This is a genomic window from Oenococcus oeni DSM 20252 = AWRIB129, assembly GCF_000372485.1.
Lineage (GTDB): Bacteria > Bacillota > Bacilli > Lactobacillales > Lactobacillaceae > Oenococcus > Oenococcus oeni.
Genome location: NZ_AQVA01000005.1, coordinates 1 through 20,023 on the forward strand (window position 1 = coordinate 1; position 20,023 = coordinate 20,023).

Sequence of the window (20,023 nt, forward strand, 5' to 3'; positions counted from 1 at the left end):
AAGATCAAGGAGCTCAAACGTGCTTGTTATGGCTTCTCCAATCAGGCCAATATGTTCACACGCGTCTACCAGCTGATTGCCTAGATTATCTACCACAATAACGTCACGATGGTAGGCTTATTTGTTATGCCTTCAAGTACGATATTCAGACAACACACCAGATTAAACGCCGCAACTAATAAAACAACAAAAAAGATCTCCCACACGAGGAGATCTCCAAAGGATAGAAACTATCCTTCAACACCATTTGACAAACTTCCTTTAATATTTCTCCGCGCACAGTGCAATACATTAAAAAGCTATTTAGATAAATAACAAATACCACTGTCTATTTATATTACAATTCCTGACAAGAGCTATTAAATTATTGAAAGGAATCAGCCTTTTAAAAAGTCAACAAAGCAATTCTGCTTTAAATCATATTAGGGTATCACAAATACTTTACAAATATGTTTTGCGTCGCATCCAAAACCAGCAAATTAGGCTTAGTATAACAGAGATAATCAGCACAGCAAAAACACCATAAGAAGATTTTTCAAACGGGACATCGACATTGATTCCCCAAAAACCAAAAATAATCGCTGGAATAGTCAAAACGATTGATAGCTCTGTTAGAGTTTTCATAATCATGTTTAGCTGATACGAAATCATATTGTTTATCATATTTTCCAAATCATCCAAATATTGGCTGTAACCTAAAATAATTCTATCCATTGTGTCACTTGTATCGTATATCTCATCAATTATTTTTTTGGTGGTAAAATCAATATCATTAATAGTTGTGAAATTTTTTTTAATGAAATCCAGCGCTTTGTGATTAGCGCCATAAGTTGTTGACAAAGCTATCATGTATTTTTGAAGAGTCAATAAATCACCAAACATTGGTCTGCGTGGACCGGACGTTGATATTTTTGAGTCTAAATCATCAATTTTTTCCTTGATTCCACGAAGTTCGTTAAGCATCACATAGAATTTTTTTTGCATGATCTTTAAAAGTACTTCCTCCGTGAAATTATTGACATCACGTAAAACCATATTGGATAAGAGTTCGGGAATGAATTTTAATTTTTGTTTTGTAAAAATTATCAACTTATTTTTAAATACCAAGAAAACAACAGATGCCGTCAGATTATCTAGATGCCCACCTTCATGTATCTCGGGAAACAGAAAACTTACGAGCAAACTTTTTTCATCGTTCCGATCTATCATCGTGTCATATGCAACTTGATCATCAAACGTTAGTATATTGCCTATTTTAAAGTCATATTTATGTTCAAAAGATTCGATATATTCTCGTTCGTCACCATAAACATAAACAACAGAAGAATTTTTGATATTTGATTCTGACGAAACTAATAATGTATCTTTTGTTAAAGAATAAGTTTTCAGCATTGTAATCCTCCTGCTTTATATTTTTCTCAAAAATAAATTTTTGTTTGAATAAAAAATTCGAAAATTTATCTTTTTATTTTTAAAATTTTTCCGATTCTGCCAAATAGCCATTTAAAATTACGCCGCATAACTTGAAAAAAAGTCAGTGAACGAACAATATGATCGGGATCGATATACTTCCGCACCATACGAAGAACTTCTTTTGGATGTTTGGATGAAAATTTAAACATTCCATTATGTTTCGTTTGGATAGCATAACGGGGTATCCATTTCCCCTTAAAAATTAGAGACGCAACAACCAGATTGACTTCTTTCCACGGAATCTGAATAAATTTACGAGGATCGCGGTCACTAAAAAACTCAAATCCTTCATCACCGATCATGATTTCTCCATATTCTCCAAGACCCATATAAGAAGTTGCCTGAACTACCAAATCTATTTTTCTGTTAATTGATTCAACCATTTTTCCCTTTTTAAGTAATCGGTCGATGCCTTAGATTCAAGCTTATCAACGAATTAATAATATAATAAAAACCTTATTCAAATGAATAAGGTTTACCTTTTTGTAATCGAAGTTCGATTAAAGCAATCCAAGTAGATGACCACCAACACCGATTACGAAGATTCCTAAGATAATAATAATTGGTGATACTTTTTTCTTTAATAGCCACATGCAGGCGAAAGTCAAAAGCAAAGCCATTAGTCCAGGAATCAAAGAGTCCAAATTCTGTTGCAAAGTGGTTGTCTGAATTTTAGTAAGAGACAAACCATTTGCCTGTTCTGTCAGGGCTTCTCTGATTCCCTTGGTACCCGACGGAAGTTTTCCCCAATCAATGTAGGCACCTTTACTTAAGGTAACTTTGGAAACAACCGGGGTAAACTTAATACTTACCCAACGCTCAATCAAAGCCGCCAGAACAAACATACCCATCATCGAAGCACCACGAGTAACTGTCTTGAGCAATCCTCCGGAAAGATCATCAGTGATTCTCGAACCGGCACGATATCCGAATTCCTGGGTGTACCACATAAATGCCCAACGAATAATGTTCCAGAGTACCCAGAACAATATTGGTCCTAAAACATTTCCACTAAGAGCCAGGGTTGCACCTAAAGCCCCCAATAAAGGACGAACCGTGTACCAGAAGACAGGGTCACCAACACCTGCCAAAGGCCCCATCATACCAACCTTGACACCTTGAATGGCCACATCGTCAACCGGGGCGCCATTGGCACGGTCCTCTTCCAAAGCAAGCGTAACTCCAATAATCGGAGAAGCCAAATATGGGTGAGTATTGAAGAATACCAGGTGACGTTTATATGCTGCCGCCCGATCTTCTTTTGTTTTATAAAGTTTATTTAATGCGGGGATCAAGGCATAAACCCAACCACCATTTTGCATTCGTTCATAGTTCCATGAACCTTGAATGAACGTTGAACGCCATGCAACGTGGAGACGATCCCCTTTAGTTAAGGTAATTTTATCTTTTGCCATACTATTTTTCTCCATTAATTTTAATAAGCATCGAGAATATCACCCAAAGGATCACCGGTGTTATTTCCGCCACCGCTGTTTCCACTGCTATTTCCGTTTGAGCCGCCTTTATCCAATGCAAGGTACATAAGTGCAAGGGATACGCCTAGGGCTCCAATAGCAATTAATGTTAAATCAGTAATCGAAGCAATTACAAAACCAATGACGAAAAACGGCCAAACTTCACGGCTGGCCATCATGTTGATAACCATTGCATAACCAACGGCAACAACCATGCCACCACCGATAGTCATACCATCCGACAACCATGACGGCATGGCATTTAATACAGCACGAACTTCCGAAGATGGAATAACCAGCAAAAGTGCAGCCGGAATAGCAATTCTTAATCCCTGCAAACAAATAGAAATCACTTGCCACATATCTATAATGCGGGATTTACCCTCTTCTGCTGCATGATCCATAATATGAACAATGAACGTAGTAATTGTTCGAACGATCATTGTTAAGAACAATCCAGCAACAGCCAAAGTTACAGCCACGGCAATCGCCGAACCAATTCCTTTGGTTCCTTGACCACCTTCTATTAAAATAATTGCTGAGCCAACCGATGCCAAAGCAGCATCAGGAGCAACAGCGGCACCGATATTCGCCCAACCTAAGGCGATCATCTGTAAAGATCCACCTAACATTACACCGAGAACCAAGTGACCTGTTACCAGGCCAATAAGTGTACAAGCAACAAGTGGCTGATGAAATTCAAATTCATCCAAGATGCCTTCCATACCTGCAAAAAAGGCAACCACCACCACTAAAATCATTGATATAGCGGACATTTTATACTCTCCTTATCTTTTTAAGATTTAACACTTGATAAATCTTTTCGAGCTTTATTTACAATATTGTCCATGTTTTCACTAGAATCTCCCGGGACTTTACGAACATCGAATTTAACACCTAGTTTTTTAAGTCCGTCGAAAGCTTCAACATCTTCTTTACCCAAAGAAAGAACTTTATTTACAGCAACTTTGCCAACAGCGTGGGACATAGAACCGATATTCAATTCTTTAATATCAACGCCACCTTCGATTGTCTTTAAAGCGTCCTCTGGATTTTCAAAGAGAACCAATGCTTTTGTATTGCCAAAGCGTGGGTCTTTAGCCACTTCGATCATTTTTTTGATCGGAATAACATTTGTGTTAACTCCTGGAGGAGCGGCCTCAACGATCATACTCTTGCGTAAACGATCTTTTGCAACTGAATCAGAAACGACAAGAATCCGATTAGGATTTGTAGCTTTTGTCCAAGACATTGCTACCTGTCCATGTAGGAGTCGTGAATCCACTCGAGCCAAAACATATTTAATTTTGCCATCTCCAAGAACTGTTCCGGGTGCAATTGTGCCATGTGGTTGACCACTGGATTTAACAGTTGCCGTTGCCTTTTTTGGTTCCAACGATTCAGGCTTGATTCTAATACCATCTTTACCTGTTTCGATTATATGAGTGGCAATTTCCTGCGCCGAATCCATTGAAGATCGCGAACCATAAGCTTCAATGACCATTGGCAAATTCATGCCCGTGACAACAGCCCAACTATCTTCATGCCCATAAAGAAGCCCACTGGACTGATTGAAAGGTGTCCCACCCCATAAATCAATCAACAGCAAAACTTGCTTTTGATCATCAAAGGAATCAATGGCTTGTTTCAACTTGTTTAAAAAGTCCTCGGGACCTTCATTCGGCGACAAAGTAACTGTTTGAACATTTTGCTGTTTGCCAAAAATCATTTCAGCTGATTGGTAAATGCCTTCTGCAAAGTTGCCGTGACTTGCTAGAACAATGCCTACCATTTGTTTTATCTCCTATCTTGATAATAAATTGAAAACGAAAAATCGTCTCAAACGGATCAAATATAACAAAAATAAATTATCTAGTTTATCACCTCTTTTAAAGATCAATGCCTTTTACCCAGAAAAACTTCAAATAGTTAATTAATAATTGCATCAGAAGAAGCACAAAAGTTTTTAGGCACCACGATTAATCAATACTGCCAATTAACAGTATGTTTACATTATAATGCAAAGGCTTACATTTTTTCACACGAGCATATCAGGCTAAGATGATAAACAATTTACAGACAATAATTTTTCCGTGAAAGAAGAAAATATTATTGCCCGCTCAAAAAGATTCGATAATAAATGTTCTTCCTCCTTAATTTCCTTTTTTTCAAAGGTTTTTTGCTACAGAATCTATTCTAGTCTCTTTTAACTTTTTTGTAAACGCTTACTTTTAATAAACTCAGATTATTAGTTTTAAAACTGTTTTTTAAGATTAGAAATAGCTTTTCTTTCTCAACAACAACAAATATTTTCAAAAACATTTAAAAAAATTCCAAAAAAACTTTATTTAGCGAATGTTTTCCTATATGATCGATAATCAAGGGGATAGAGGAGATAGTGGTTAGACAGATTTTCAAGATTTTTATCTACATAATGGCAGCATTGTCGGTGCCCTTAGCCTTCCTTAATACTTCTAAACCACCATTACTTTATATTGATTGGTCAATCTGGCTAATTTTTGTTTTTGATTATTTTTACGAATTCAATCTTGCTGTAAATAAAAAAAGTTTTTTTCGCCACCACATCATTGAATTAATCTCGATTCTTCCTTTTGAGGCTTTTCCGGCAATTCGTATTTTAAGGTTAGTAAGAATCTTCGCTTTCTCCAGCCGCTTTCTGATTAAAACAAAAGAATTTTTGATTGAAACAAAAGTGTACATCGCTTTTATTATTACCGGCATAATCTTGATATTCTCTGGAATCATATTTTCCCTTGATGAACGAGACAGCTTTTTAGACGGTTTATTATGGGCTTTAGGCGTTGCCACGACCAGTGGATCGCCATATCAAGCTCATACTGAAATTTCAAAAATACTTAACATCATTCTGATGTTTACAGGAATCGGCTTAGTTGGATACTTTACCGGGGCTTTAGCCAGCTGGTTGACCAAAGAGAAGATATCGAATGAAGATTTGAATAAGAAACTTGATAGTGTCATAGAAGAGTTAAAAACAATCGAGATCAAGCAAAAGAAAAGTTCTAATTAGCTTGTTTGATTATAATTTTTATCAATTTAAAAACCGCTCAGTAGAGCGGTTTTTAATATCGGATCATATGAAAATTTAATTAAGCAAGAGCTCCCATTGGATCCCAAGGATCAAGAACCTTTGCCGTTTCTGCTTGAGCTTTTTGCAACTCTGCAGACAAATATTTTTTGTTGACAACTACTTGATAGGCATAAAGGCTCATCCAATCATCGGACATAACAAAGTAGCCATTCTTGCCGGCTTTTTCACCCCAGGAATTTTCAACCTTCCAGCGCAAAGGATTTCCATCTTCATCAAGATCAACACCGGTCAAAACCATCGCGTGAGTCATTAACGAGTCTGCATAATCGAGTTGCTCGGCTTTTGTCAAACTTAGATCGATCCCAAAAGCATCTTCTTGAGCAAAATTGTTAAGATCCATAATTCCCGATTCACGATCGACTTGTGGGCCCATGTCGACGCCAAACCAAACAGATTGGCCATCCTTCAACTGCGAAATTGCTAATTGCTTGAATTCGTCGAGTTCCACATTCAAATGTTTAACTTCTCTTCCACCAACAACGTTTCCCAAATTTTCGATTGTGTAAGTCTTGTGATATGGTTTGTCACTTGTTGGTGCATTAATAATCGAAACGTAATCTTCAAGATCTTCATCAACAAACTTTTTGAAAAATGATTTTGGTGTCAAATTTTTTTCCAAATGATACTTTTTATCTTCGTCGCGATACTCGAAATCAAAATGTGCTACATCGGCTGGATTGCCGAATACCAAACTCAGCATTCGATAATTATCAGCATTAAATTCTTTAATTTTTTCATCTATTTCAGCCTGATTGGATTTCTGGGCTGCTAAAGCACGCAACTCAACAGCGTCTTTGCGGAGTTTACGATTCAGCATCCGATTCAAAGCTGCCGAATGACTCGAATCGAAACTTTCCGGGAAAACGGCCTGTGGAACAAGACCATACTTTTCAATAATTGCGCAAATCATATCCCATTGGCCACCATCCTGTTGAGGAGTTTCCAATAGATAAGCGACTTTGCGATTATCGAGAGGTAAATCAGCGGTTTTAACGACATTATTGTAGAAATAATTTGCCTTCTCAAATTTATCCCAGAAGAAGGTATAACTTTGCGACAATTCGAATTTGCCGGAAATGTTAAACAAATCAGCAGTCCGATGACGCATTGTATTTAAAGCAGCAAACATCCAGCAACGTCCAGATGACATTTGATTAGCAACCTTACCGGTTTTGACCTCGACTGAGAAAACTGCTTGCGAATCAACAGCTGCCTTTGAATCAAGAGTCGCCTTATCTATTCCGTTGCTGGTGACTGCACGACGAATCGTGTCAGCGGCCGGAAAACTTTTAAGGCCTTGATTAAAATCTTTAATTTGTTCTAATGAAATTTCTGTCATTTATTTAACATCTCCCGAACTTTTTCGCTGCCTTTGGAATAATTGGCAACATCATCATTAATCATTTCTTCGAATTCATCGATTTTCATTTCTTTGGTTTGATCGCTTCCACGGAAACGAACAGTAACACTATTATCACGCAATTCCTGATCGCCAACAACCAAAATATACGGTGTCTTCAAATTTACCTGAGCATCGCGAATTAAATATCCGAGCTTTTCATCACGATTATCCAACTTAATTCGGCGACCGTCTTTCATCAATTTACTATATATATTCCGTGCATAATCGCCATGGGCACCATAATTAACCGGGATAACAACAGCCTGTACCGGAGCCAACCAAGTCGGGAACTGACCCTTGTATTTTTCAATCAAGAAAGCCACGAAGCGTTCCATTGTGCCGACCACGCCGCGGTGAATCAAAACCGGACGATGATCTTTGCCATCCTCGCCGGTGTATTTCATATCAAAGCGTTCCGGCAATAAGAAATCCAACTGGATCGTCGACATCGTCTCTTCGTTTCCAAGAGCTGTTTTGAACTGAATATCGAGCTTTGGTCCATAGAAAGCCGCCTCTCCTTCGGCTTCGAAATAATCGAGCCCCATATCATCCATGGCACGTTTCAAAGCAGCTTGAGCGTGTTCCCACATTGCATCGTCATCATAATATTTCTTTGTATTTTTCGGATCGCGATAAGAAAGACGAAAACGGTAATCCTGATCCGTAAAACCAAAATCATGATAAACATCACGAATCAACTGGAGAATTCCTTTGAATTCCGGTTCGACCTGTTCAGGGGCTACAACAGTATGACCATCGTTTAAGGTCATTTCGCGGACCCTGGAGAGGCCTGTCAAAGCTCCAGATTTCTCCCAACGATGCATTTGACCGAATTCAGCTATTCGATAAGGCAAATCACGGTAAGAACGCGGCTCATGTTCGAAAATTTCAATATGCGAAGGACAGTTCATCGGCCGAAGTTCCAACTGTTCGCCATCATCGGCCGTCATAGCTGGAAACATATCGTCGCGATAATGATCCCAGTGACCCGAGCGTTTATACAAATCAAGATTGGAAACAACCGGGGTATAAACATTCATATAACTGTTTTGGCGTTCCTTTTCAACCAGATAATCTTCAATTGTCCGCCGGATTGCTGCGCCATTCGGCAACCAAACCGGTAATCCGGCACCAATTTCCGGGTTCGTAAAGAAAAGCTCCATTTGTTTGCCAATCGTTCGATGATCGCGTTCTTTTCTTTCTTCAAGAGCTTTCTTTTGTGCTTCAAGATTCTCAGGATTCCATTCTGACAGGCCGTAAATTCTTTGCATCATTTGGTTATCGGACATACCACGCCAGTAAGCACCGGCAACAGAAGTCAGAGCAAAATGCTTGATCCAACCGGTCGAAGGTACTAAGCCACCACGATCAAGATCCGTATAATCGCCTTGTTTTACAATTGTTATTTCCTGGTCTGCTGGAAAATCATTAATTAGAGCAATTTTATAGGGATCTTCGGCAAAAATTTTCAGAGCTTCCTTACGGCTGACAATCTGATGCTGAATTGGGATATTTGCCTGAACCAATTTCTTCATTTCCGCTTCAATTTTCGGAAATTCATCGGCTGCGACCTGCTTTTCCGATTCATCAGAATCATCTGTATCATAGTAAAAACCGTTTGCAATCGCCACGCCTACGCCAAAATGAATCTTAGGATGTAAACGGCGCAAAGCCTGTGCTAAAAGATGAGTTGTCGAATGGCGCAGAACTTTCAGTGCCTCATCTTCTCCTTTGGTAACGAGCCTAAATTTGCCGCTAAAACGAATTCCTTCATTCATGCCGACAAAATGATCATCAATTTTAGCGACAACCGATTTCTTAGCCAAAGAAGGACTAATCGATTCAGCGATTTCTATTGGTTTCGTATTTTGTTCAACTTCTTTTTCCGTGTCGTCCGGCATTGTGATCTTTATTAAATCTGCCATAATTCCTCGAAAACAAAAACGCCCTTCGCTAAAACTAACGAGGGACGTTTTTACAACGTGGTACCACCCAACTTCACCATTAAAAGTAATGGCCTCTTTGGTATTCTGTTTATGATTTATTAGAGCTAGTCAGTTTCGCACTCATTTGTATCGGTTCTCACCAACCCGATTCTCTTTGACAAACTACTACGGCTTCTGGTCTCGATGTTTATAAGTATAACTCGAATCCAAGTCTTTGCAAAGCCAAAAAAACAGTCGGAAAGCACCAAGATCGATTTCAAGGAAAATAAAAAACCTACCGAATTTGGCAGGTCAGATATATACAAAGATTGTCTACTAGCAGTGAGCTATTATTTGAATTTCGCAACTCTTATGACCAGCAATGTATTATTTGGTCGAAAAACATATTTCGAAAAGAATCTATATAATTTCATGGTCACAAATTGCTACATCACTTCCTCATTACTGAAGCTGGTAACTCATTGCCTATTGATAATATAGCATAATTTGAAAGCGCTTGCAAAAAAATTTTCGACTAAAATAGAGTCTGTGAAAGTCGATATAATTTACGCCACAATTACAGGAAACAACGAACTGCTTGCCAATGCAGTCGCAAATGAATTCAAAAAAAGAGGTCAAACACCGGAAATTCACGAATTCGACGACACTGATATTTTCGATTTGGAGGATTCGGATATTATTGTGCTGGTCTGCTATACCTATGACAACGGATCCATTCCTGACGAATCTTTGGATTTCTTTGATGATATGCAGGAAATCGATTGGACAGACAAAATTTGTGCAATTCTTGGTTCCGGAGATAAATTTTACGGCAAGGATTACTGCAAAGCCGTTGATACCTTTGCCGAACAAATTAAAAAAACCGGTGCTAATTTAGCAACCAGCCCAGTTAAAATTCAACTCGCGCCCGATGAATCGGATGCCCCGGCAATCAAAAAATGTGTTAGCGAGCTACTTGCCGCCAGCAACTAACTGAGTTCGACGATTGTTGCTCCATCCCCGGCTCCATTGGGATTGGCGAATTGATAATGTTTGATGCGTCGATCGGAACGAAGCATCTGTGTAACGCCTTTGCGAAGAGCTCCCGTGCCTTTTCCATGAATGATTTCGATTGTATCGATATTATTCAGCATAGCTTGATCGATATAACGATCCAAATCGATCATCGCTTGTTCGTAACGTTCTCCGCGCAAATCTATATGACCAGAAATATTCTTTGAAGCTGTTTTAAAGACCCTGGTATTTTTAACGCGATGAACCGGTTCGTTAATTTTCTTTTCCTGATCGGTCGATAACTTTTCCAGATCGTTTTCATCAACGTTCATCTTCAAAATACCAAGTTGGACCTGCCACTCATGATTGGAAATTTTATCTATAATAGTTCCGCTTTGATGATAGGAACTAACCATCACCTCTTCACCAACTCTAAATTGCTTGGCTGATTTGGCTCTTTTTAGAACGCGATTCTTTTCAAGAGAAGTATCCTGATGGAGATCGTCGATTTGGTCGGCAATTTTTTTCAGTTGTTGCTCGTTTTTGCCAGTGGAAGAACCTGCCTTTAATCGTTCGCGACGAATTTGATCCAAAAGCTGCTTCGATTCCTGACGAACAGAAGAAACGATATGGTTGGCCTTGTTCTTGGCATCCATTATCTCCTTGGCTTTATTTTGCTCGAATTCGTTTAGCTGCTGATTAAGCTGCTTTCTTTCTTGCTCTGCTCTTGAAAGCTGATTCCTGAGTTCACTTTCTTCCTTGGACAAATCTCGTCTTTGAGCAACAAGACCCTTAATCAAATTATTCAGTTCTTGATTTTGAGGATCGACATAGGATTCGGCCAAACGTAAAATATCTTCATTGAAGCCCAATCGCCGCGAAATAGCAATCGCATTCGATTGCCCTGGGACACCAAGCAAAAGACGATAGGTTGGACTAAAAGTTCGCGGATCGAATTCCATGCTGGCGTTGATTGCAAAATCCTTCTGATCGGCAAAAACTTTCAATTCCGGATAGTGAGTCGTTATTAAATTAAGAATTGTTCGTTTAGAGAGGCTCTCGACAATTGCCATCGCTAAAGCCGCTCCCTCGCCGGGATCAGTTCCAGCTCCCAATTCATCTAGAAGAACCAGTGAATTTCGGTCAGCTTGTTGCAAAATATTTTTAATATTTTCCATATGCGATGAAAAAGTTGAAAGCGACTGTTCAAGACTCTGTTCATCGCCAATGTCTGCAAAAATATTGTTAAAAACATAAATCGAAGAATCACTGCCGGCAGTGATAAAAATCCCGGTCTGAGCCATTAAGAGCTCTAATCCAAGAGTTTTAATAAGAACTGTTTTACCGCCCGTATTAGGACCGGTAATAATTAAAGAGATATGATCTCTGCCCAATTGAATATCGTTGGCGACAGAATCGCTGGCCAACAGGGGATGACGGGCATTTTTTAAATCAATCACTTTCTCGTCATTTAAATGTGGTTTAATCGCATTCATCGAATTTGCAAGTTTTGCCTTGGCCTGAATCAGATCCAATTCACCGATCAGATCATCGTTCAACTTTAATTGTTCATAAAATGGAAACAATTGTTGAGAAATATCAATCAAAATCGAATTGATTTCTCGAATCTGTGCCATTTCCAGCTCGTGAAGGTGATTATTTAGATCAACTGTCGCTTGCGGTTCAATGTATAAAGTAAGTCCGGATTGGCTTTGGTCATGAACAACCCCACCAAAATGTTTACGATTTTCCGATTTTACCGGTAGAACCAAAATTCCATCACGGGTTGAAATAATCGGTTCGGACAAATATTTTGCATCATGACCCTTTGTCATCTTGACAAGTAAAGTACGAACGTTATTTTGTGTCGTCGAAATATTTTTTCTAATATGAGCCAATTCTTCCGAAGCTGTATCAAGAACCGTTCCCTGATCATCAACCGTAAGGGCAAGACGTTTTGCCAGGACCGAGAAATCGGTTAATCTATTAATAATAAAAAGAATTTGTCGGAGATTTTCAGACCAAATTTCATCCTTGATCGTCGCAATAAAATCGCTAATCTCCTGGCCTGATTGAAGGGAAGATTTAAGATCAGCCAGCTCGCTCGTGCCTAAAACGGCTTTCAATTTTAATCTCTTGAAAATTTCCGTAAGGTCGTTGGTTTTCCTGATCGGCAGGCCACCACGCCGACGGTCGATTAACAAGGCATCGCTTGTTTGATCCAATAAAATAGCGACATCTTCTTTATTATCAGCTGGTATTAAACTATTTAATTTTTCTTTCCCTTTAGCAGTCACTAAAAAAGAATCAAGTCGATTCTTAATTTCGTCGAACTCTAAAGTTTCTAGAATTTTTGTATTCATTTATGCCTTTTATTTCGCTTTTTTTTAGCTTTTTTAATCTTCTTAAAGGCTCTTTTCATGGCAAAATCTGCAACTTTGCCACCCAGGCCGCCTTTTCCGGATCCGCCAAGTCCAGGAAAGCCACCAGCATTGAGATCGCCAAGCTGCGATGGATCGACCCCCATCGCACTGGGATCCATTCCGCCGAGCATATCTTCCATGCCAGCCGGCAAGCCACCCTTGCCGTTGGTAAATTTATACATCATCTGACGCATTTGCTTAAATTGTTTAATCAACCTGTTCACATCGACAACCGGGCGACCAGAGCCAGCCGCAATTCGACGACGACGAGCAGGAGTCAACAACTCCGGATCAACACGCTCACCTGGAGTCATTGAATAGACAATTGCTTCCATATGGCTGAAATCTTTCGGACCGATTTGAGCTTGTGCCATAGCAGGATTATTCGCCATGCCGGGAATCATCTTCAGCATATCTTCCATCGGACCCATATTTTGGATCTGCTTAAGCTGTTCAAGAAAATCGTTGAAATCAAAAGTATTTTCCTGGAGTTTCTGCAACTGCTCCGAAGCTTGTTTTTCGTCAAAATCCTTTTGTGTTTTTTCAATCAGTGAAAGAACATCACCCATTCCAAGAATCCGGCTTGCCATACGATCCGGATAAAAGACATCAAGGTCGGTTACTTTCTCGCCTTCACCAACAAATTTAATTGGCTTGCCGGTAACCTCACGAATCGATAGAGCTGCACCGCCACGTGTATCACCATCAAGTTTTGTCAAAACAACTCCGGTAATTCCCAAAGCATCATTGAATCCACGAGCCGTCTCAGTAGCGTTTTGACCGGTCATTGCATCAACAGTTAAAAGAATCTCATCAGGCTCGGCCATCTTTTCAATGTCTTTTAGTTCCTGCATCAAAACCTGATCGATTTGTAAACGACCGGCGGTATCAATAAAAACGTAGTCATTTTTATTTTCACGAGCCTGCTTCAAACCGTCTTCAACAATTTTACGAGGATTCTCGCCGACGCCTTCATCAAAAACAGGAATCGAAAGCTGATCGCCAAGACTTTTTAATTGTTCAATCGCGGCCGGACGGTAAACATCGGCAGCAATCAAAAGCGGACGAGCATGATTTTCGTCTTTTAAACGATTAGCTAGTTTAGCAACAGTCGTGGTTTTACCAGCACCTTGCAGACCAGCCATCATGATAACCGTTGGAATTTTCGATGATTTATTCAACGGAACGGCCTTTTCGCCCATCATCGCGGTTAACTGGTCGTTAACGATTTTAACAACTTGTTCGGAAGGGTTCAAACCTTCAAGAACTTTAGCTCCAAGAGCTTTATCTCTGACCTGCTTGATGAAATTTCTGGCCGTTTTTAAATTAACATCGGCCTCAAGCAAAGCCAAGCGAATTTCTCGCAAGGTCTCATCGAGATCGGTTTCGGAAACTTTGCCCTTTCCGGACAAAGTCTTCATTGCTGTTTGGATTCTGGATGTAAGATTTTCAAATGCCATTATTTTTCTTCCAAATCAATTAATTTATGTAACAATTTTCGATCAAATTTAATTTCTAACTGATCTTCAATTTTTCTTCGTTCAAGATAATTTTCTCTTAAATGCAGTTTAGATTCAAACTCATTAAGACTGTCTAAAGCATGTCTGATCCGATCAGAAACCGCCTGACGGCTAATACCTTCGTTTTCGGCAATTTCAGACACCCCAAGGTCGTCAACAAGAAGAGCTTGCAAATCATTTTGTTGTTTTTTTGATATAAGTGGGCCGTAAAAAGCGAATAGTTCCGTTGATAATTGTTTTTCAGCTAATTCCAATTAAATCAAATCCTTGAATAATCCATAGACAAATTCGTCAGCATTAAAAGGCTCCAAGTCGTCGACTTTTTCGCCCAAGCCAACCCATTTAACCGGTAAATGAAGTTCTTGTCTTATTGCTAAAACAATTCCACCTTTTGCGGTACCGTCCAATTTGGTTAAAACCAATCCGGTAACGTCGGTCGAATCTTTAAATAGGCGGGCCTGCTGCAAGGCATTCTGACCGGTTGTCGCATCCAAAACCAGAAGGACTTCTTGTGGAGCATTCGGTAATTGACGAGTGATGATTTTCTTCATTTTTTCCAACTCGCGCATCAAGTTATCATTGTTTTGCAAGCGTCCGGCAGTATCGACAAACAAAATATCATAGTGACCATCAATCGATTTTTTTACCCCGTCGAAAACAACCGAGGCAGGATCGGATTTCTCTTTTCCAGTCACGACATCAACCTGATCGCGGTGGGCCCATTCGACTAATTGTTCGGTTGCTCCGGCCCGAAAAGTATCGGCGGCCGCCAACAAAACCTTTTTGCCCTGTTTTTTATAAAAACTGGCCATTTTGCCGATTGTGGTTGTTTTACCAACCCCATTAACACCAACAAAAAGAAAAACGGATGGTTGGCCTGCTTCGGCGAACAGCATTTCATTGTTTTCACCATTGCCGGCCTGATCATAAACGTTGACTAATTTTTCAATGATCGTATTTTGAACATCTTTTTTGCTGCTTGCATTTTTAAGCCGAACCTCATCCTGCAATTCGTTTGAAATCTTTAAAGCCATTTCGAAACCGACATCGGCGGCAATCAAAGTTTCTTCGAGTTCTTCAAAAAAATCCTCATCGACAGCCCGAAAATTGGCCATCAGCATTTTAAATTTTTCAGAGAAACTGGAACGGGTCTTCGTCAATCCCTCTTCATAAGAATTCGCTTCAAGATCTTCTTTATATTGGACCTGCTCTTCGGATTCCGAAACCTTTTTCTTGTTGGCAGAAGGTTTCTTTGTTTCTTCCAGCGACAATTTATTTTCAGGCTGGTCCTCTTCGCTGTCTAAAGGTAAAGGCGCAAAAGTATCCTTAACTCGATTGAAAAAGGATTTCTTTTCATTTTCTTCATCCTTTTTTCGTCCGCGCAAACGATCAAATAAACTCATTTCACATCCTCCAAGGCGGTACCGGCTTTCTCCAAATCAACCGAAACCATTGTTGAAACACCAGGCTCCTGCATCGTGACTCCATATAGAACATTAGCATAGCGCATCGTTCCTTTGCGATGAGTAATTACGATAAATTGTGTATTCTCGCCAAAATCGCGAAGGAAACGGCCAAAATTATCAACATTCGATTCATCAAGAGCAGCTTCGGTTTCATCCAGAATCGCAAAGGGAACCGGATGAACCAATAAAATCGCCAATAATAAAGCAATCGCTGTTAAAGCTTTTTCTCCGCCTGACAACAGTGACAAACGTTGAAGTTTTTTTCCAGGCGGCTGAACACGAATTTCAATTCCGCTTGTTAATAAATCTTTTGGATCTGTTAGCTCAAGGCTAGCCTGGCCACCGGCAAAAAGTTCGGAAAAAGTTCTTTTAAATTGTTCGGCAACCGCATCAAAAGTCTTCTTAAAACGCGTAACGACTTCATGATCCATTTCCTGCATGGCAACTTTTAGATTTTCTGAAGCAGTGATTAAGTCATCACGCTGACCGGTTAGAAAATCATAACGCTCTTTGACTCTTTTTAATTCGTCGATTGCTGCCAAGTTAACAGCGTTATGTTTTGCCAACTCGCTCTTTAAAGCATTTAAGCGACTGAAAATACTTTGGAAATCTTCTTTTTCCAATAAATCAAGTTTGGAAATATCCGGTTCTCCAATATCCTTTAAATCCTGTAAATTTTCATCCAGACGGCTTTTAACAGTTGCTAATTTTGTATCAAAACGATTTTTGCGATCCAACAATTGGCGCAGCTCCAATTGGAGTTGGTTAATCTCTACTTTTAAGCTGTTTTCTTCTTGATTCAATTTCTGTTTTTTTTCAACAAATTGGTCGCGATTTAGATTAACCGACTTTAAATTATCAGAGATTTGTTCGGCATTTCCTGTGTTCTTTAAAGTATTATCAAGAACTTCCAGTTGATTGTTTAACAAATCGATTTGTTTTTGATTATCGGATAGCTCATTACCGAGACGATTTTTTTGATCAGATAATTCTCCGGCTTGCTTGGAATCAGCTTGGATTTGAACTTTTATTGCCGCCAAATTTTCCCGTGAAGTTAACAAACGGCTGTTTTGTTGCTTCGCCGAAGAACGTGCATCAAGCAGACTAACTTCCAAAGTATTAATTTCGCTGGAAAGCTGATCATTCTTTTCCTGCAGTGATTCAACTTGGGCAGCTAACTTTTCTCTTGTTTTTGGAATAGAAGAAAATTCATCTTCCAGTTGGTTAATTTCAAGTTGATTGGATTGAAATTGTTTTTCTGCCTGGTTTAAAGCATCTTCGGCAATTTTTTTGCCGCCGACTTGAAGCTGCAACGATTCCTTTTTAGCAACAATCGAGTTTCTTAATTCAATAAACTTGTTTTCATCAACAGCAATCTCTTTTTGAGAATCATCGATAAGTTGATTAACCTTCTGTCCCTCTTTTTTTAAATCGTCAAGTTGTTTGTTTAACTGATCCAATTCGGCCCTTTTCGAAAGCAGGCCACTTTGATGGCGATTGGCTCCTCCGGTAATCGAACCACCAGCATTCACGATATGGCCATCAATAGTCACTACCCGATAACGCTGATTTAATAACTTTGAAATTCTAAAGGCAGCATTCAAATTAGCAGCTATCAAAGTTGTACCAAGCAGATTTTCAATAATATTGGAATATTTTTTTTCGCTTCTAATTAAGGCGGCGCCAATTCCAATAAAATCTTTTTCCTGATCAAGTTGAGACCTAATATTAGCCGGTAGATAGCGCGCCTTAATCACTTCGATCGGCAAAAAAGTTACTCGACCAAGCCGCCGGGAGGTCAAAAATTCAATCGCCTTTTTGGCCGTTGACTGACTATCGACAACAATATTCTGCAGTCCGGCTCCCAGAGCCGTTTCGATTGCAAGAGCGTATTGGGCGTCGACTTTAATCAATTCGGCAACTGTTCCAAAAAGGCCGGGAAAGCTCTGACGATTGGCCAATAAATTTCTGACCCCAACAAATAAATCCAAATTAGCATTTGCATTTTGTAATGATTCGGACCTGATTCGAATCTGATTGTAACTAGCAAGCAAATCGCTGTGTTGCTTCTCCAAAGCGGAGAGTTCGGCTTTTTTTTGATTTAACTGCTTGGAAAAATGTGCTGATTGTTCCTCAAGATCTTTGCTGTCCTTTGAAGCAGATTCGGAATTTTCGATTTTATTCAAAGCGGCTCGCTTTTCAGAAAGTTTTTCCTTCAACTGCTGGGAAAGAGTCGACAAACTTTTTTTTCGGGCATCGTAACGCAATTTTTCTTTGTCCAGATTAATTAATTGATTGGAAAGAGAAGCAGCATCCTGCATTGATTGAACATAATTATTTCGTAAATTTGCCAACTTATCCTGTTCACTGAGTTGACCGCTTTTTGCTAATTTGTCAGTGATTTCTTTAACCTGTTGCTCGGCTTTTTCTTGGGATTTTTTCTCCTCTTCGATTTGTTGCTTTAAACGATTGGTCTTATCAGCTAGTTCCTGTAATTGCTGTTTTAATTTCGTCTGTTCACTATTTAAAAGATCGCGATTATGTTCTAGCGAATCGCGCTTTTGTTTCTGTAAATTATTTTCTCCCAAAGCATGCTCATATTTTTGCGTTAACTCCTCAACCAAATGGTTTAAGTTGTTTAACTTGCTTTCAAGTTCGTTTGACTGGCTGTCGATTAGGTCTTCTTTGGAAGTTTTATCACCTAATTTTTTTTCAACCTGCTCGATTTTTTTGGTCAAAGCAGTTATTTCGCTTTGCGTAGTCAACTCTTTTGCAGACAAATCTTTTTTAACGCGGGCGATTTTAACAAGTTTCAACCGATCGAATTGTTTACGCAAAGATAAAAATTCTTCAGCTTCGTCGGCCTGCTTTTCAAGGGGTTGCAAACGATCGGAAATTTCTTTGATAATATCAAGTAAACGATCCAAATTTTCCTGAGTCTGAAGTAATTGATTTTGACTTTTGTTTTTATTTTGTTTGTATTTAAAAACACCGGCAACATCCTCGATAATTGCTCGGCGATCTTCGGCTTTAGCGTTAAAAATAGCTTCAACTTTGCCCTGATTAATAATCGAAAAAGATTCACGACCCAATCCAGTATCGACAAAAAGATCGGTAATATCTTTTAAACGGGACTTAACTCCATTGATTAGATATTCAGCATCCCCATTGCGATACAAACGGCGGGAAATTTGTACTTCGTCAAAAGCTGAATGCAGGTAGTGGTCAGAATTATCAATTGTCATCGAAACCGAAGCCCGGCCTAAGGCTGGTCGTTTTTTTGAGCCGCCAAAAATAACATCAGCCATTGTATTGCCACGCAAACCCTTAGCCGATTGTTCACCCATTACCCAACGAATCGCCTCAATAATATTTGATTTTCCAGAACCGTTTGGTCCAACGATTCCAGTCATGCCAGGCATAAAATCAATGACTGTCTTATCAGCAAAGGACTTAAAACCATTAATTTCCAATGACTTTAATTTCATCTGGGCGTCACATCCTGATAGGCTTTTTTAGCAGCCCGCTTTTCGGCGATTTTTATTGAGCGTCCGGAACCGGAACCAATTGCTTTATCGTTTACGAAGACAGTTACTTCAAAATGCGGTTTTTGGGGGTCGGAAAGATCTTCATTTTCAACTTTATATTCAATATCAACCGAGCCGGCCTTTTGAAGCAATTCCTGTAATTTGGATTTGTAATCAATAAATTCTTCAAAAAAACCTTCATCGATCGCTGGAAAAAAGGCCTTATTTAAAAAAGTAAAAACCGCTTTAGCGCCTTGATCCTTATATAAAGCACCGATAAATGCTTCCCAAATATCTTCCAAGAGACTATCGCGATTACGAGCTCCGGAAAGTTCCTCACCTTTTCCCAAACGAATATAACGGTTAAAACCGGCCAATCTGGCAAAATGAGAGAAAGACTTGCTTTGTACCATCGCAATTCGCATTTCTGTCAACTGGCCTTCTTCCCAAGCAGGATAGCGAGTAAATAAATAGTCGGCCACAATCAATTGCATAACAGAATCGCCTAAAAACTCCAGTCGCTGATAGTCGCGACCCTTTTCTTCAGGATGTTCATTTAAATAATTGCCCTGAGTAAAAGCCTCAAGCAATAAATCCTGATTAGCAAATTCAATTCCAAAATCTTCTTTTATACCTTTTTGAATATTATTCATTAACCCTTCAATTAT

General features: G+C 39.3%; 15 protein-coding genes. 2 read left to right on the forward strand and 13 right to left on the reverse strand.

Features of this window, described 5'->3' with window-relative positions; all coding sequences use genetic code 11:
* Positions 1-441 precede the first annotated feature (441 nt).
* From A3G9_RS0104250 to A3G9_RS0104270, 5 genes are all read right to left on the reverse strand, one after another.
* On the reverse strand, positions 442-1,392 hold the full coding sequence (locus tag A3G9_RS0104250) for a magnesium transporter CorA family protein (protein WP_002821555.1): 951 nt from the start codon (positions 1,390-1,392) through the stop codon (positions 442-444).
* 65 nt (positions 1,393-1,457) lie between these two features.
* Entirely contained in the window at positions 1,458-1,856 is a 399-nt protein-coding gene (locus A3G9_RS0104255; protein WP_002816522.1) for a DUF956 family protein, read from the reverse strand.
* A gap of 117 nt (positions 1,857-1,973) precedes the next feature.
* A complete protein-coding gene (locus A3G9_RS0104260) occupies positions 1,974-2,888 on the reverse strand; it encodes a PTS system mannose/fructose/sorbose family transporter subunit IID (RefSeq protein WP_002821556.1) in 915 nt (304 codons plus the stop codon).
* Between the two features lie 20 nt (positions 2,889-2,908).
* Positions 2,909-3,724, reverse strand: a complete 816-nt coding sequence (locus A3G9_RS0104265) for a PTS mannose/fructose/sorbose transporter subunit IIC (protein WP_002818280.1) — start codon at positions 3,722-3,724, stop codon at positions 2,909-2,911.
* A 20-nt stretch (positions 3,725-3,744) separates the two neighbouring features.
* On the reverse strand, positions 3,745-4,740 hold the full coding sequence (locus A3G9_RS0104270) for a PTS sugar transporter subunit IIB (RefSeq protein ID WP_002818278.1): 996 nt from the start codon (positions 4,738-4,740) through the stop codon (positions 3,745-3,747).
* Between the two features lie 642 nt (positions 4,741-5,382).
* On the opposite strand from A3G9_RS0104270, the gene A3G9_RS0104285 reads away from it, so the two are divergent.
* Positions 5,383-5,997: an ion channel gene (locus tag A3G9_RS0104285; protein WP_002818273.1), complete on the forward strand. Its 615-nt coding sequence runs from the start codon at positions 5,383-5,385 to the stop codon at positions 5,995-5,997.
* Positions 5,998-6,076: 79 nt separating this feature from the next.
* On the opposite strand, the gene A3G9_RS0104290 is transcribed toward A3G9_RS0104285, so the two are convergent.
* Together A3G9_RS0104290 and thrS are read right to left on the reverse strand one after the other, a co-directional pair.
* Positions 6,077-7,417 (reverse strand): C1 family peptidase, encoded by a 1,341-nt coding sequence (locus A3G9_RS0104290; RefSeq protein ID WP_002816527.1) that lies wholly within the window; start codon positions 7,415-7,417, stop codon positions 6,077-6,079.
* Positions 7,414-9,405 (reverse strand): threonine--tRNA ligase, encoded by a 1,992-nt coding sequence (gene thrS / locus A3G9_RS0104295; protein ID WP_002818272.1) that lies wholly within the window; start codon positions 9,403-9,405, stop codon positions 7,414-7,416. Before thrS ends, A3G9_RS0104290 begins: the two co-directional genes overlap by 4 nt.
* 507 nt (positions 9,406-9,912) lie before the next feature.
* Here thrS and A3G9_RS0104300 point away from each other — a divergent pair.
* On the forward strand, positions 9,913-10,398 hold the full coding sequence (locus A3G9_RS0104300) for a flavodoxin domain-containing protein (protein WP_002818271.1): 486 nt from the start codon (positions 9,913-9,915) through the stop codon (positions 10,396-10,398).
* Here A3G9_RS0104300 and A3G9_RS0104305 read toward each other — a convergent pair.
* Genes A3G9_RS0104305 through rnc form a run of 6 tightly spaced genes read right to left on the reverse strand, consistent with a single transcriptional unit; the run spans position 10,395 to position 20,008 of the window.
* On the reverse strand, positions 10,395-12,782 hold the full coding sequence (locus tag A3G9_RS0104305; protein ID WP_002821560.1) for an endonuclease MutS2: 2,388 nt from the start codon (positions 12,780-12,782) through the stop codon (positions 10,395-10,397). The genes A3G9_RS0104300 and A3G9_RS0104305 overlap by 4 nt on opposite strands.
* Entirely contained in the window at positions 12,779-14,302 is a 1,524-nt protein-coding gene (gene ffh, locus A3G9_RS0104310; protein WP_002818267.1) for a signal recognition particle protein, read from the reverse strand. The genes A3G9_RS0104305 and ffh overlap by 4 nt, the downstream gene beginning before the upstream one ends.
* On the reverse strand, positions 14,302-14,616 hold the full coding sequence (locus A3G9_RS0104315; RefSeq protein WP_002817812.1) for a hypothetical protein: 315 nt from the start codon (positions 14,614-14,616) through the stop codon (positions 14,302-14,304). Before A3G9_RS0104315 ends, ffh begins: the two co-directional genes overlap by 1 nt.
* Positions 14,617-15,765, reverse strand: a complete 1,149-nt coding sequence (gene ftsY, locus A3G9_RS0104320; protein WP_002820259.1) for a signal recognition particle-docking protein FtsY — start codon at positions 15,763-15,765, stop codon at positions 14,617-14,619.
* Entirely contained in the window at positions 15,762-19,316 is a 3,555-nt protein-coding gene (gene smc, locus A3G9_RS0104325) for a chromosome segregation protein SMC (protein WP_002818251.1), read from the reverse strand. The genes ftsY and smc overlap by 4 nt, the downstream gene beginning before the upstream one ends.
* Positions 19,313-20,008 carry a ribonuclease III gene (gene rnc, locus A3G9_RS0104330; RefSeq protein WP_002818249.1) on the reverse strand — a complete coding sequence of 232 codons (696 nt, stop codon included), beginning with the start codon at positions 20,006-20,008 and terminating at the stop codon, positions 19,313-19,315. The genes smc and rnc overlap by 4 nt, the downstream gene beginning before the upstream one ends.
* Positions 20,009-20,023: the final 15 nt, after the last annotated feature.

Excerpts from the sequence above, each read along its gene's own strand:
- A3G9_RS0104270 (WP_002818278.1), bottom strand. The coding sequence starts at position 4,740 with ATGGTAGGCATTGTTCTAGCAAGTCACGGCAACTTTGCAGAAGGCATT.
- A3G9_RS0104265 (WP_002818280.1), bottom strand. The coding sequence starts at position 3,724 with ATGTCCGCTATATCAATGATTTTAGTGGTGGTGGTTGCCTTTTTTGCA.
- A3G9_RS0104290 (WP_002816527.1), bottom strand. The coding sequence starts at position 7,417 with ATGACAGAAATTTCATTAGAACAAATTAAAGATTTTAATCAAGGCCTT.
- A3G9_RS0104305 (WP_002821560.1), bottom strand. The coding sequence starts at position 12,782 with ATGAATACAAAAATTCTAGAAACTTTAGAGTTCGACGAAATTAAGAAT.
- A3G9_RS0104250 (WP_002821555.1), bottom strand. The coding sequence starts at position 1,392 with ATGCTGAAAACTTATTCTTTAACAAAAGATACATTATTAGTTTCGTCA.
- ftsY (WP_002820259.1), bottom strand. The coding sequence starts at position 15,765 with ATGAGTTTATTTGATCGTTTGCGCGGACGAAAAAAGGATGAAGAAAAT.
- ffh (WP_002818267.1), bottom strand. The coding sequence starts at position 14,302 with ATGGCATTTGAAAATCTTACATCCAGAATCCAAACAGCAATGAAGACT.
- thrS (WP_002818272.1), bottom strand. The coding sequence starts at position 9,405 with ATGGCAGATTTAATAAAGATCACAATGCCGGACGACACGGAAAAAGAA.
- A3G9_RS0104255 (WP_002816522.1), bottom strand. The coding sequence starts at position 1,856 with ATGGTTGAATCAATTAACAGAAAAATAGATTTGGTAGTTCAGGCAACT.
- A3G9_RS0104260 (WP_002821556.1), bottom strand. The coding sequence starts at position 2,888 with ATGGCAAAAGATAAAATTACCTTAACTAAAGGGGATCGTCTCCACGTT.
- rnc (WP_002818249.1), bottom strand. The coding sequence starts at position 20,008 with ATGAATAATATTCAAAAAGGTATAAAAGAAGATTTTGGAATTGAATTT.
- A3G9_RS0104285 (WP_002818273.1), top strand. The coding sequence starts at position 5,383 with ATGGCAGCATTGTCGGTGCCCTTAGCCTTCCTTAATACTTCTAAACCA.
- smc (WP_002818251.1), bottom strand. The coding sequence starts at position 19,316 with ATGAAATTAAAGTCATTGGAAATTAATGGTTTTAAGTCCTTTGCTGAT.